This is a genomic window from Mangrovimonas sp. sgz306409 (assembly GCF_059735265.1).
In genome coordinates, this window is sequence record NZ_JCAPEU010000002.1 from 154766 (window position 1) to 169289 (window position 14524).

A 14524-nucleotide genomic window follows, 5' to 3' on the forward strand; every position below is an offset into this window, starting at 1 on the left:
ACCTATATTAAAATGTAAACATAGGTTGTTTTGGGAATATTTATGCTAATTTTTTATTAAAACTCGGCGTTTTGAGGCGTCCTTGGATAAGGGATGACGTCTCTAATATTGGTCATTCCTGTGGCGAACATTACTAAACGCTCAAAGCCAAGTCCAAAGCCAGAGTGAACCGCAGTTCCGTACTTGCGTAAATCTAAATACCACCAAAGCTCTTCTTCTGGAATGCCAATGGCAGCCATTTTTTGTTTTAATACATCCAGACGCTCTTCACGTTGTGCGCCACCAACAATTTCTCCAATTCCAGGGAATAAAATATCCATAGCACGAACAGTTTTGCCGTCGTCGTTCAAGCGCATGTAGAAGGCCTTGATGTTGGCTGGATAATCGAACAAGATAACAGGGCACTTGAAGTGCTTTTCAACAAGGAAACGCTCATGCTCACTTTGAAGGTCTGCACCCCATTCATCAATGATATAGTTGAATTTCTTCTTTTTATTTGGTTTCGAATTTCTAAGAATATCGATGGCCTCGGTATAACTTACACGCTTGAAATTGTTGTCTACAACAAACTTCAATTTTTCAATAAGGCTCATTTCGCTACGCTCGGCTTGAGGCTTGGTTTTCTCCTCGTCTAACAAACGTTGCTCCAAGAATTGAAGGTCGTCTATGTTGTTTTCCAACACGTAGTTGATAACATATTTCATGAAATCTTCAGCAAGGTCCATGTTGCCTGCCAAGTCCATAAAGGCTACTTCTGGTTCAATCATCCAGAATTCTGCCAAGTGTCTTGAAGTATTGGAGTTTTCTGCTCTAAAGGTAGGTCCAAAAGTGTACACTTTCCCTAAGGACATAGCGTAGGTTTCGGCCTCTAATTGACCCGATACTGTCAGGTTGGTTTCCTTTCCAAAGAAATCTTTGCTGTAATCTACTTCTCCAGTTTCATTTAAAGGAGGTTTTTTAGAGTCCAAATTGGTTACTCTAAACATTTCTCCGGCTCCTTCAGCGTCACTACCTGTAATAATAGGCGCATGCATATAGTAAAAGCCATTCTCGTTAAAGTACTTGTGAATGGCAAACGACAATGATGAACGCAAACGCATCACAGCACTGAACGTATTGGTTCTGGTGCGTAAGTGTGCATTCTCACGTAAGAATTCGAAGGAATGCTTTTTAGGTTGAATAGGATAGGTTTCTGGATCGGAATCTCCTAAGATTTCAATGGTCTTTACCTGGATTTCCACACGTTGTCCTTTTCCTTGGCTTTCTACCAATTCCCCTACAATGTGAACTGCAGCCCCAGTGGTAATGCGTTTTAGGGTAGAAGGATCGATGTTTTCAAAATCCACGACACATTGAATGTTGTGAATGGTAGAACCATCGTTTAAGGCGATAAACCTGTTGGCTCTAAAGGTACGTACCCAACCTTTTATTTCTATGTCATGAAATGTGATATCCTGCGATAATAAGTCGGCAATTGTATGTGATTTCATTTCTAAATCAATATTATTTTAAAGCTTATTTGCATGGAAGCAGTTGTAAACAAGTCGGCTTCAATTGCAAATAGGTTATTGGTTTTAAATTTTGAACTGCAAAGATAAAAAAGCCAAACGGCATTTTTATCGATAATTGCTATTTAAATACTTCAAGGTTTGTCAAGTAGAACCTGTCTTCCTGAAAAGGCAAATTCCAATGGATAACAATTCCCTTAAAGCTGATCTTCCTCGTCTTCCTCTGGAATAATGTTGATAGAAGGTTCTCTTAAAACTTCCTTGTTGGCAATACTTCTTTCCAAGGATAGCAATAAAGATGGGAGCAGCAATAAATTGGATAACATGGCGAACAACAAAGTGGTGGATACCAATGCTCCCAATGCTACCGTTCCTCCAAAACTTGAAATGGTAAACACCGAGAATCCAAAGAACAATACAATAGAGGTATAGAACATACTCACTCCAGTTTCACGCAATGCTCCAAATACCGATTTTCTGATTTTCCAATGGTTGGCTTGCAATTCCTGTCTGTATTTTGCCAAAAAGTGGATGGTATCATCTACCGAAATTCCAAAGGCAATACTAAATACCAAGATGGTTGATGGTTTGATTGGAACTCCCAAGAATCCCATCAATCCAGCAGTTACCAACAACGGCAATAGGTTCGGGATTAATGACACTATAATCATCTTGAACGAACGGAACATATAGGCCATAAACAATGATATTAAGAAGATGGCCAAGGACAATGAAATAATCAAGTTTTTAACCAAGTACTTGGTTCCTTTTTGGAATACCAAGGCTTTACCTGTAAGGGTAATGGTGTATTGTTCTTCAGGGAATACTTTGTCAATTCTAGTTTGTAAATCTTCTTCAATACGCTCCATTCTGTCGGTGCCAATATCCTTCATGAACGTAGTGATACGGGCATACTGACCTGTGCTGTCCACAAAATTTCTCATTAAATCCACATCCGAAGATGAGTTTTTGGCATAGGATAGAATGAAATTATTTTCCTGACTGGTTGGCAATTGATAGTATTTTGGGTTGCCATTGTAATAAGCTTGCTTTGAATATTTCAACAAACTCACTACAGAAATTGGTTTGGACAGTTCTGGCGTTTCATTGATGACTTCCTCCAACTCGCTCATACGTTTCAGGGTGCTCAGCTTCATCACCCCTTTTTTGCGTTTGGTGTCCACCATGATTTCCAAAGGCATGATACCATCAAATTCACTTTCAAAGAACCTAATGTCGTCAAAGAATTCGGTGTCCTTTGGCATGTCTTCAATTAAGCTTCCTGAGATTTTAATTTGGTAAATCCCAATAATGCTGGCCATGATCAAAATCAACGAAATGGAATAAATAGCAATATTGTGCTCTTTTACCATACGTACCATCCATTCTACGAAAGTGCCTATCCAACGTTTGTTTAAGTGCTCTAGGTGGCGGTCTTTTGGGTGCGGCAAGAAAGTGTAGATAATTGGAATGATCAATAAACACAGCACGAAAATGCCCAAAATGCTTAAAGAGGCTACAATACCAAATTCCTTTAAAAGCTTACTTTCTGTAAGGATAAAGGTGGCAAAACCAGAAGCCGTGGTAATGTTGGTCATCAAGGTAGCATTTCCAATTTTGGTAATGACACGCTGAAGTGATTTTACCTTGTTTCCGTGTAATTTCACCTCATGCTGAAATTTGTTGATGAGGAATATACAATTAGGAATCCCGATAACGATAATTAATGGTGGAATTAAGGCCGTTAAAACCGTGATCTCATACTTCAACAAACCTAAGAGGCCAAAGGTCCACATTACCCCAATACACACTACGATTAAGGAAATAAAGGTGGCTCTAAAGGACCTAAAAAAGAAAAAGAAGATTACGGACGTTACCAAAAGGGCAGCTCCAATAAACAATCCAATTTCATCAATGATACTTTTGGCATTCAACGTTCTGATGTAAGGCATCCCAGAGACTCTTACATCGAGGTTGTTGGCAGCTTCAAATTCTGCAATTTTTGGTTCCAGAATTTGCTCTATAAAATCTTTTCTAAGGGACGTGTTAACAATGTCCTTTTTCATGTAAATGGCCGATCTCACCGTTTTGGTTTCCTTATTGAAAAGGAAATTGTCATAAAAAGGATATTGTTCAAAGAGCTCTTGCTCTAGGGTGTCAATCTGCGACATGGAATGAATGGAATCCTTGATGAAAGGTTCCAAATCAAATTTTTGCTCATCGGTGTTTTTGACAAGTTTTTGAAGATCTTTTATAGAAACTACGGTTTCTACTTCTTCATACGGCTTAAAACTTTCGGAGAGTTTGTTCCAAGCGTTGAGTTTGTCTACGGTAAACAAGGTGGAATCCTTCACTCCAATTACAATCAGGTTTCCTTCTTCTCCGAAGATGTCAAGAAAATTGTTGTAGGTAATGTTTACTTCGTGGTCGTCTGGTAATAAATTGGCCTCGGTGTAAGTGAAGCGCATGTATTTCCATTGATAACTGAAAAACAACGTAACCGCTACAATACCAATTAAAATGGCAACTTTGTTACGTAAAATAAGTCTTGCAATGACTTCCCAAAAGCCTGTTGTAAATAGTTTGAGCATAGCTTGATAAAAACAGGCGACAAAGGTAGGAAAAACCTAAGGAACTGGTCGCAAAATAGGGTATTTAATTCTGTTAAAGGGTGAGGTTGAAAGTGAACTTTACGGCAATGTTATCTTCTTCCCTCGGTAAGTGATAAGCGCCATAGCGATAGGCAAAACTTAGCCCAAAGCCAAACAACAGTTTGTTGATTTCGAGACCAGATTCGGTATAGCCTTTATCCAAAGTGGCGAACGTGACATTTTGGTGTCGTTCAATATGGTCCATGTCACCTAGGGCATAGCGCGTAATCAATACCAATTGAGGTTGGTAACGTTCAGTTATTTTAAAGGGCTTAAAGAAATGTTTGATTTGAAAGGTTGTAAATCTATCGGAGAAAAACTCGTTGAAGTACATGGTCTCAAAACTGTTTAGTCCCGCTACAGAGAAACGTTGTAAAATGGTTTCTTTAGTGATGTTGTTAGGGTAGGTGTGGTACAAATGCGTCAGCGGTGTTTTTCCTTTTGCAATACCAGCACGCAATGTGAATTTTGTTTCCGAAGCATTAGGATATACAATTTGATAGATGCTTCTGAAATCTAATTTTAAGAAATTGAAGTTGCCATCAAAAATGTTCTTGTAACTCTGGGTGTATTGTAAAGTAAACTGTGGAAATCCCTTTTTAAGTTCCCTTAATTTATCGTCAACATATTCGTATCTACTAAAGGGACTCCATTGCAGGGATACAATTGAAGTGGTCAAATCGAAATCATGATAGGCCTTGTCATCCACCACAAAGGAATAGCCATAGGTTGGCAAAACATCGGTGCTGGCCAATTGGATTTCTGTCAGCAAGCGTGGCGAAATACGGTGTTCCAAGGAAATAGTCCGATTGATTAATCGGTGGAAGAGATCAATGTTAAGCAAGCGTGGTTGAAACAGTTGAAAAAAGCGCTTGTCGGTTAAAAAGGTGGAACTTCCCGTTTCCTGAAGATCGTCTGTGTAGGCCACATTGATCCAAGTGTTGGAACGCGGTCTTACCCTTGTGCCTCCACCAATGCTGTATTTCCATCGGTTGTCTCTAAATCCGTAAGACAGATATCCGGTGGCACGGTATCTGCTAGAAAAGGCGTCATTGGTAACAGCACCCATGCCTGTGCGAAAGCCTTCGTATTGGTTGAATTTCACTAAATATCTCAAATCAAAATTGAAATATTTGGTAGGGAAATAACCGTTGCCAATATTGGTTATAAAAGCCTTCCTTTTTAAGGAATCTTGTTTGGTGCTATTTAAGGAGTCTGTTGGTGCGGTTTGCGACTGTACAGCGATAGAGCATAGAACAATAAATAAGAAAATGCAGTGCTTACGCATGTAGAATATCGAAATGGTTATTAAAGGAAATCTAAAAAAAGCGACAATTGATGTCGCTTTCTTTTATACCGTCATGATCTCTTTTTCTTTTACAGCTAAAAGCTCATCTATTTTCTTAACGTACTTATCGGTCATTCCTTGTACATCAATTTCACCATTTTTTTGAAGGTCTTCAGAGACTTCAGTAAGTTTTTTGATGTCATTATTGGCATCTTTTCTCGCGCTTCTTACCCCAATTTTGGCATCTTCAGCTTCAGTTTTGGCTTGTTTTACCAACTCTTTACGACGTTCTTCGGTTAAAGGCGGTACATTGATTATAATAGTGTCGCCGTTATTCATAGGGTTGAAGCCAATGTTGGCCAACATGATGCCACGCTCAATTTCCTGGAGCATGTTCTTTTCCCAAGGTTGTACCGTAATCGTTCTTCCGTCTGGGGTGTTTACGTTGGCAACCTGGTTTAAAGGTGTTTGAGAACCATAATAATCTACCATAACGCTACCAAGCATTGCAGGGCTTGCCTTTCCTGCTCTAATGTTAACGAATTGCTTTTCCAAGTGCCTAATGGCACCATCCATGGCTTCTTTGGTAGCATCTAATATAAATTGAATCTCTTCGTTCATGTTTTTTGAAATTTAATGTGATTACAAAAAATAAGCTTCGTGGTAAGGGGCTATAGGTTTACTTTGGTTCCAATGTTTTCGCCAGAAATCACTTTTAGCAAATTGCCTTTGGTATTCATATCGAATACAATAATTGGCAATTGGTTTTCTTGGCTAAGGGTAAAGGCCGTTGTGTCCATGACTTTCAAACCTCTTTGTAAAACATCGTCAAAAGTAATATGGTCGAATTTTACTGCGGTCTCATCTTTTTCTGGGTCAGCATTGTAAATGCCATCAACACGAGTTCCTTTAAGGATGACATCGGCTTCTATTTCAATGGCGCGCAATACAGCGGCAGAATCTGTAGTGAAATATGGGTTTCCGGTTCCTCCACCAAAAATGACAACACGACCTTTTTCCAAATGGCGGATGGCTTTGCGACGAATGAACGGTTCGGCCACTTCATTTATTTTGATAGCTGTTTGCAAACGTGTAGGAATACCACTATTTTCTAGGGCACTTTGTAATGCCAATCCGTTGATAACGGTTGCCAACATCCCCATGTGGTCTCCCTGTACACGATCCATACCATTGCTGGCACCAGCCACACCTCTAAAAATATTTCCTCCTCCAATAACAATGGCAACTTCAACGCCTTTGTCTGTTATGGATTTAATGTCTTCGGCATATTCGGCCAATCTTACAGGGTCAATTCCGTATTGGCGGCTCCCCATTAGTGCTTCTCCAGATAATTTTAGAAGTATTCTGTTGTATTTCATTAGTTTGAGACGATTTGTTTTAAAGAAGCTGCAAACTTTAAGTGTCTTTTGTTCAGTAGATAAACAAGTTAAGAGCAGTTTATTTACAGTACTTTTTTAAGTTTAGCAAAACTACGTAATTTTTTTGTTTTTGGGTTATAAAAAAAGCTTCTCGTAAGGAGAAGCTTTTTTAAATATTTTGAACAGTACTGGACTATCCTACGCTTACACGTTTGAAATCTGTGATTACTACGTCGCCGTAAGATTCCACATATTTGGCCACGTTCATTTTTTCATCTTTGATGAAGTTTTGATCTAACAAACATTTCTCTTGGTCTAGAGTAGTGTTGTCTGAAATGAAACGCTCCATTTTACCTGGTAAAATTTTGTCCCAAATTTGTTCTGGCTTACCTTCAGCTTTCAATTGCGCTTTAGCTTCTTCTTCAGCTTCAGCCAATGCTTCAGGAGTCAATTGAGCCATAGAGATGAACTTAGGTACGTTTTTAAGGGTTTTACCCAAACGAGCCAACTCTTCGTTATCTTTTTCGATTACTGCAATTCTAGCTTCAGTTTCAGAAGCGATGTAAGCAGGATCAAAATCTTTGTAAGATAACGTAGTTGCTCCCATAGAAGCTACTTGCATAGCAACATCCTTAACCAATACATCAGCGTTGTCAACGTTAGCAGACAATCCAACTAAAGCAGCAATTTTGTTGATGTGCACGTAAGAACCAACGTATGGAGCTTCCAATTTCTCAAATCCAGTGATGTCTAGTTTTTCACCAATTACACCAGTTTGCTCAGTTAATTTGTCAGCAACAGTCATTCCGTCGATTGTAGCAGCCAATAAAGCGTCTTTAGAATCTACGGTAAGGGCCAAGTCAGCCAATTGGTTGGCAAGGGCCACAAAGTTTTCGTTTTTACCAACGAAGTCAGTTTCACATCCTAAAACGATAGCAACACCAGCAGTGTTGTCGTCGTTTACTTTAGCAACAGCAGCACCTTCAGAAGAATCTCTGTCAGCTCTCTTTTCTGCTACCTTTTGACCTTTCTTACGTAAAACCTCAATGGCTTTGTCAAAATCACCTTCAGCCTCAACCAAAGCTTTTTTACAGTCCATCATACCGGCTCCAGTAGCCTGTCTCAACTTGTTTACTTCAGCAGCTGTAATTTTTACTGTACCTTCCATAAGTATTTGAATTTTTTAAAAAAAAGTCGTTCAATTAATTTTCAACAAAGAAAAGAATTAAACGACTTATTTGTGTTTTGTAAATGTTATCTTATTCTTCTTCGTCACCAGCAACTTTAGCTTTTGCTGATTTCTTTGCTGAAGTTTTACCTTCTTCTTTTACAGCTTTGTCTGATTTTCTTTCAGATAAACCGTCAGCAATTGCTGAAGTAACAAGAGATAAAACTTTATCTATAGACTTTGAAGCATCATCATTTGAAGGAATCAAATAATCAACTTGACGTGGGTCAGAGTTGGTATCAACCATTGCAAAGATTGGAATGTTTAATTTTTGTGCTTCTTTAATTGCAATGTGCTCACGTTTGATGTCCACTACAAACAAAGCTCCTGGCAAACGAGTCATGTCGCTGATAGAACCTAAGTTTTTCTCCAACTTAGCTCTTAAACGGTCAACTTGTAAACGCTCTTTTTTAGATAAAGTGTTGAAAGTTCCATCTTTTTTCATTCTATCGATAGAAGCCATTTTCTTAACAGCTTTTCTGATAGTTACAAAGTTGGTCAACATTCCACCTGGCCATCTTTCAGTGATATATGGCATGTTTACAGCGCCTGCTTTGTCAGCAACGATGTCTTTTGCTTGCTTTTTTGTAGCTACAAATAAGATTTTCTTTCCAGAAGCAGCAATTTTGTGAAGAGCTTCAGCAGTTTCTTCGATTTTTGCAGCTGTCTTGTAAAGATTGATGATATGGATACCGTTACGCTCCATGTAGATGTAAGGAGCCATGTTTGGATCCCACTTTCTGGTCAAGTGACCAAAATGTACACCTGCTTCTAATAATTCTTTTACTTCTACTTTTTCCATTTTGTAATAGTTTACGTTCTGTTGATTAGCAATGGGCAAGTGGTCACGCGTTGCGTTCGCCTTGTCCATTTAGATGCTAAACTAAATCCTAGCCTTAACAGGCTATGGACAACAAAAACTGGGTTGTTTCTTTTACTGTGGGATTAACGTTTAGAGAACTGGAATTTCTTACGAGCTTTCTTCTGACCGAATTTCTTACGCTCTACCATTCTTGGGTCTCTTGTCAATAAACCTTCTGGCTTTAAAGTCAATCTGTTTTCTGCATCTACCTCACACAAAGCGCGAGAAATTGCCAAACGGATTGCTTCTGCTTGACCGGTAATACCACCGCCATATACATTAACAGTAATGTCAAAGTTGCCATCATTGTTAGTCATGGTCAAAGGTTGGTTTACCTTGTACTGTAAAGTTGCAGTAGGAAAATAAACCGCCATGTCTTTTTTGTTAACCGTGATGTTCCCAGAACCTTGGGCTACATACACACGAGCAACAGCCGTCTTTCTACGGCCGATTTTGTGAATTACTTCCATTAATTGAATTCGTTTAAGTTAATTGTTTTTGGTTTTTGAGCCTCATGAGTATGAGCTGCACCAACAACAACATTTAGATTACGGAATAAGTTTGCTCCTAATTTGTTTTTAGGCAACATTCCTTTTACTGATTTTTCTACTAACCTAGCTGGATCTTTTCCAAACATCTCGGTAGCAGTTAAACTTCTTTGACCACCTGGGTAACCTGTGTGACGAATGTAAGTTTTGTCGTTCCACTTGTTTCCTGTCAAGTTGATTTTCTCTGCATTGATAACAATTACGTTATCTCCACAATCAACGTGTGGTGTGAAGTTAGGCTTATGTTTACCTCTTAAAAGTTTTGCAACTTTTGAAGCTAAACGACCTAAAGTCTGACCTTCAGCATCAACCAAAACCCACTCTTTGTTTACAGTAGCTTTGTTTGCTGAAATAGTTTTGTAGCTTAATGTGTCCACACTAATTAATTTAAATTAAACATTCCTCTCTCAAAAAGAGTTTGCAAATTTACGATTATATATTTGATTACCAAATAGTGTGGACTGAAATTTTATCCGGCAATTAAATTGAATAGGTGCTTTAGTTTAACAAAACACTTTCAGGATGTTATGTCTTATGTAGGTGTTTGGATGTTGATAGCAATTGTTTATGTTGTTTTAGGTTGAACAATCTTTAACGGCGTGATTGTTATTTTTAAACAAGTTGCTTTTACAAGTATGGCTGTTAGACTTTGATGAAAATTTTTCTTTTATAGAGTAAATGGGCCAACATTATATAACATACAACAACCGACAGGGCATAAAGTAAAGATGAGAGTTCCTGCGGAATAGTGGAAAACGTAAAGAACTTTTGGTAAAGCCATGAATGTACATTATTTGATTCACCAATAGGAATTAAGTAAAACGACTTTGAAATCAAACTTGATAGGAAGTAAATGACTATTGCGTTCATACCAACCTGTTTAAATATGGACCCGAAAGATAGTTTCCTCACATCGGTAATATAATATATAATGGTGAGGATAAGTGATCCCCAACCACAGGTGACTAGTACAAAGCTGCTGCTCCATAAAGCTTTGTTGATTGGAATCCAAATACTCAATAAATATCCCGTTGCCAAAAGTATCACAATTGTTCTTATCAAATATCTTAATGGCGTTGGTCCGTCCAAAAGTTTCCCGATGAGAATTCCAGTAACACAACTCACGATGGAAGGAAATGTGCTCAACAATCCTTCTGGGTCGTAATCTTCTTGCCACATATGCTGCCCAAAAAATTTAAGGTCTATATAATTGGCCCAATTATTTGGTGCTCGATCCAAGCTTGGTAAAGTACCGTTTGGAAAAGGAATCAATCCTAAAAAAATTGAATATGACAATAAAATGGTAATGCTGATAAAAAGCAGCGTTCTTGGTTTGCAATTCAGATATAAGATGGAGGAAATCAAAAAGACGATTCCAATCCGTTGTAAAACTCCCGGAATTCTAAAAGTGCTTAGGTCCGTAATAAATGGGAGATATGGGACAAATAGGTTTAGAAAGAGTCCCAATTCAATGAGTTTTAAACTTCTAATGGTTATTTTTCGATAGGTTGGGACTGTGTTGGGTTTGTTTTTATACGAAAAATAGATAGAGATGCCCACAATAAATAGGAAGAATGGAAATATCAAATCTGTTGGCGTGAGTCCATTCCATTCAGCATGTAATAGTGGTTGGTAGACATGACTCCAATCTCCGGGGGTGTTGACCAAAATCATGGCTACAATGGTGAATCCCCTTAAGAGGTCAACGGCTTCAATTCTATTTTTCATCAAAGAAAATATTAGCTGTTTTTGAATCTTATTTTGTGTCCGTAAAGGGCGTAGAAAAGAATCAAAACATAACATGGAATTAAAATCCAATAGCTGGATGTGGAAGCTTCCGCAGCTGAATTTACGGCATCCGCACCACTGGCTAATAAAGCCTCCTTTTTATGGTCAACCAAGGTTCCGTACAATGGTGGGATTAAAGCGCCTCCAGAGATCGCCATAATTAAAAGCGCGGATCCTGTTTTGGTGAATTTTCCAAGGCCTTTTAAAGCGAGAGGCCAAATGGCCGGCCATACCAAAGCATTGGCAATTCCTAAGGCAGCAACAAACAGCACAGAAGTAAAACCACTGGTCAATAAAATACAGATGGAAAACAAAATCCCCAATACCGCACTGACTTTTAGGGCAAGTACCTGACTGATGTATTTAGGAATCAAAAAGACGCCTAATGCATAGGTGAATACCATGGCCATTAAGGTGAAAAGCGTAAAGAATTTAGCCTCTTCAACGGGTAGGTTTAATGAAATTCCATAAGAAATGATAGTGTCACCAGCAATTACTTCGGCCCCTACATATACAAAAAGTGCAATCACGCCCAACCATAAATGAGGGAATTGGAAGATGCTTACTTTTGCTGTTTCGCCATCCTTTAAATCTTCTGTTTCTGCTTCAACATGTGGAAGGTTTACTTTTCTTATCAAGATTCCCAAAATGAATAAAACAACAGCCATAACAATGTATGGCATGACTACGCTATCGGCCATTTGATTGAGCAAAGATGCTTTTTCAGTGGCATCTACAGTGCTTAGTTGTTCCTTAATGTCATCAATTCCCGAAAGTAAAAGAGCTCCAAAAATCACCGAACCCAAAGCTCCAGCAACTTTATTGGCAATACCCATAATAGCAATACGTTTTGCAGCACTTTCAATAGGCCCCAAAATTGTGATGTAAGGATTTGAGGCCGTTTGTAATAAGGTCATACCTGCGCCCTGAATAAAAATTCCGGTAAGAAACACCCAATAAGTTCTGGCTTCGGCCGCAGGAATGAATAATAAAGCACCCAAAGCAATGATGATTAGTCCAAGTGACATACTTTTTTTATAGCCAATTTTACCAATGATAAAAGAGGCGGGAAGCGCCATGACCACAAAGGAAATATAGGAGGCCGAGGCCACCAAATAGGATTGGGCATCGGTTAATTCGTTGATGGTTTTCATAAATGGAATCAAGGCGCCGTTGATCCATGTGATGAATCCAAATATGAAGAACAATCCGGCAATGACCAGAATTGGGAATAAGCTGCTTTGTTTTTGTGCAATGGGCATATCTATAGCTTTAGACATAAGTTAAATTTTAAGTAATAGTTAGGTTTCTATATCTTCGGTGGTATTGAAGATGCGTTCTTTGGTTTGTTTAAGGTAGTTTCTTCCGATAGGTATTTTTTTATTGGAAATCTCAATAGTATTTCCTTCAAGGGCCATAATTTTATTGATTGAAATGGTGTAGGACCTGTGCACCCTGATGAAATTGGATTGCGGCAATTCCTCGCTTATGGCTGTAAGGGATTTGTGAACCACGTAATCGCCCATGGTTGTGATGACTTTTACGTAATCCTTTAAGCTTTCTATGTACAGGATGTCTCCCAAATTCACCTTGATCAGTTTTTTATTTACCTTAAGGAAAATATGTGGTTCCTGTTGAAGGTTGGAATCATTGCTTACATTGTTAAGATAGACTTGTTGGTACACCTTATTCATTGTTTTTAAAAAGCGTGTAAAGGGAATTGGTTTAACCAAATAATCCAAAACATTGAGTTCGAAACTCTTTACGGCATATTCCCTGTAAGCGGTTGTAATAACAATAAGTGGTTTGTGATTTAGGTTTTCGATAAAAGTGAATCCGGACATTTGTGGCATATTGATATCCAGAAAAACAATGTCTATTTTTTCCTGTTCCAAGAGGCTGTAAGCCTTTAGTGGATTGTTGAAAGTGCCCAAAATTTCTACGTGGTCAAAGTTTTTTAGGTGACTTTCTATCACTTCAATGGCCAACGATTCGTCATCTATGATTACGCACTTAATTTTCATTGGATAGGAATTTTTAAGTAAATGTTATAAGTGTCGTCTAAAATATCAGTTTCAAGGACATAATCATTAGAAAATAATAAATTTAACCTTCGTTTGGTGTTGGCAATCCCAATGCCATGGTTGTTTTCTTGAACAGCTTCTGGGTTAAACGTATTGGATAATTTGAATTCCAGATAGTGTTTATTAAGGATTTCAAAACTCATATTAATCTTGATATTGTCATTCCCTTTTAAACCATGTTTGAAACAGTTTTCAATAAAAGATAAAAACAGTAGAGGAGGTACTTGGACGTCTTCAATGTCGCCAGTAATATCAAGTTCAGAATCTATGCGGTCCTTAAAACGAATATGCTCTATGTCGATATAATTATTGATATGGTTGATTTCTTCCAGCAAATTGGCCTTGGAGCTGTTCACTTCATACAGTACATATTGCATAATGTCCGAAAGTTTAATCACCAGTCTTGGAGCGTCATCCGATTTTTGTAGAGTAAGCGCGTAAAGGTTGTTTAAGGTGTTGAAGAAGAAATGTGGCTGTATTTGGGTTCTTAAAAATTTCAATTCCGTGCTCAATTGTAACTTGGCAAGGTCTTCATTTCGTCGCAGTTCTATCGGCCAATCAATAAGCAATTGTATGGCGGTTACAAAGGCCAAAACATATAGCTCTCCCAATATTACCGCAATGAGGTGGTTGGTCTCAAGGAACTTTCCGGCCTCTTCCGCTTCTGGCCAAATTTCCTTGGTTACCAAAAGATAGTTGAGTCCCGTTCTTACCAAATAAACTAAAATGAGTATTCCAAAGAGCCATGCTATGTAGGTTTTGTATTTCCGCCTTAAAATGAATTTCGGAATGAGATAATACACATTAATATACACCACAATAATGTGGATAGGAAATTCAACAAGGTTGGATTTTAAGGAGTACCAATAGTCATTAAAATAGCTTCCCCATCGTACCACATTAAACGAAAAGTACAGCAACCAAAACAGGATATGATACTTTAAAGGAATATTGTTAGCTATTTTTTTGTTAAGCAAGAGTTGAGGTTTTTGTTTTAAATGAATATTTGTGTTGTTGATTCTTTAAATAATTATGACAATTTTAGAAATATATTATGTGATTAGCAATAAAAATGACAATTGTTTATTTGTAGGAAATCGTTTATCGTTAATAGAATGTTGTCTGTGTGTTAATTCTTGTCGTTTATATATTTTTTTTCTTAATAATTTTCATCCTAGTTACTTTGGA

General features: G+C 38.0%; 13 protein-coding genes. All 13 read right to left on the minus strand.

Annotated elements, in window-relative coordinates; genetic code table 11:
* Positions 1-56: 56 nt before the first annotated feature.
* Positions 57-1490 carry an asparagine--tRNA ligase gene (gene asnS, locus AC6I5C_RS04110; RefSeq protein ID WP_053976251.1) on the minus strand — a complete coding sequence of 478 codons (1434 nt, stop codon included), beginning with the start codon at positions 1488-1490 and terminating at the stop codon, positions 57-59.
* Between the two features lie 215 nt (positions 1491-1705).
* Complete coding sequence (locus AC6I5C_RS04115) at positions 1706-4099, minus strand: efflux RND transporter permease subunit (protein WP_497904057.1); 2394 nt, start codon at positions 4097-4099, stop codon at positions 1706-1708.
* A 73-nt stretch (positions 4100-4172) separates the two neighbouring features.
* Positions 4173-5447: a DUF5686 family C-terminal domain-containing protein gene (locus AC6I5C_RS04120; protein ID WP_497904058.1), complete on the minus strand. Its 1275-nt coding sequence runs from the start codon at positions 5445-5447 to the stop codon at positions 4173-4175.
* A 63-nt stretch (positions 5448-5510) separates the two neighbouring features.
* On the minus strand, positions 5511-6068 hold the full coding sequence (gene frr / locus AC6I5C_RS04125; protein ID WP_053976248.1) for a ribosome recycling factor: 558 nt from the start codon (positions 6066-6068) through the stop codon (positions 5511-5513).
* 50 nt (positions 6069-6118) lie between these two features.
* Entirely contained in the window at positions 6119-6826 is a 708-nt protein-coding gene (gene pyrH, locus AC6I5C_RS04130) for a UMP kinase (RefSeq protein ID WP_053976247.1), read from the minus strand.
* A 193-nt stretch (positions 6827-7019) separates the two neighbouring features.
* The gene (gene tsf, locus AC6I5C_RS04135; protein ID WP_497904059.1) at positions 7020-7994 is read right to left on the minus strand and encodes a translation elongation factor Ts; all 975 of its coding nucleotides are present in this window, start codon (positions 7992-7994) and stop codon (positions 7020-7022) included.
* Between the two features lie 91 nt (positions 7995-8085).
* Positions 8086-8856, minus strand: a complete 771-nt coding sequence (rpsB, locus tag AC6I5C_RS04140; protein ID WP_053977069.1) for a 30S ribosomal protein S2 — start codon at positions 8854-8856, stop codon at positions 8086-8088.
* A gap of 143 nt (positions 8857-8999) precedes the next feature.
* A complete protein-coding gene (rpsI, locus tag AC6I5C_RS04145; protein ID WP_053976245.1) occupies positions 9000-9386 on the minus strand; it encodes a 30S ribosomal protein S9 in 387 nt (128 codons plus the stop codon).
* A complete protein-coding gene (gene rplM / locus AC6I5C_RS04150; protein ID WP_053976244.1) occupies positions 9386-9841 on the minus strand; it encodes a 50S ribosomal protein L13 in 456 nt (151 codons plus the stop codon). The genes rpsI and rplM overlap by 1 nt, the downstream gene beginning before the upstream one ends.
* 265 nt (positions 9842-10106) lie before the next feature.
* Complete coding sequence (locus AC6I5C_RS04155) at positions 10107-11192, minus strand: acyltransferase family protein (protein ID WP_497904060.1); 1086 nt, start codon at positions 11190-11192, stop codon at positions 10107-10109.
* A gap of 11 nt (positions 11193-11203) precedes the next feature.
* The gene (locus AC6I5C_RS04160; protein ID WP_497904061.1) at positions 11204-12532 is read right to left on the minus strand and encodes a sugar MFS transporter; all 1329 of its coding nucleotides are present in this window, start codon (positions 12530-12532) and stop codon (positions 11204-11206) included.
* Between the two features lie 21 nt (positions 12533-12553).
* Complete coding sequence (locus AC6I5C_RS04165) at positions 12554-13276, minus strand: LytR/AlgR family response regulator transcription factor (protein WP_497904062.1); 723 nt, start codon at positions 13274-13276, stop codon at positions 12554-12556.
* Positions 13273-14313, minus strand: coding sequence for a sensor histidine kinase (locus AC6I5C_RS04170; protein WP_497904063.1), 1041 nt, complete (start codon positions 14311-14313; stop codon positions 13273-13275). Before AC6I5C_RS04170 ends, AC6I5C_RS04165 begins: the two co-directional genes overlap by 4 nt.
* Positions 14314-14524 lie beyond the last annotated feature (211 nt).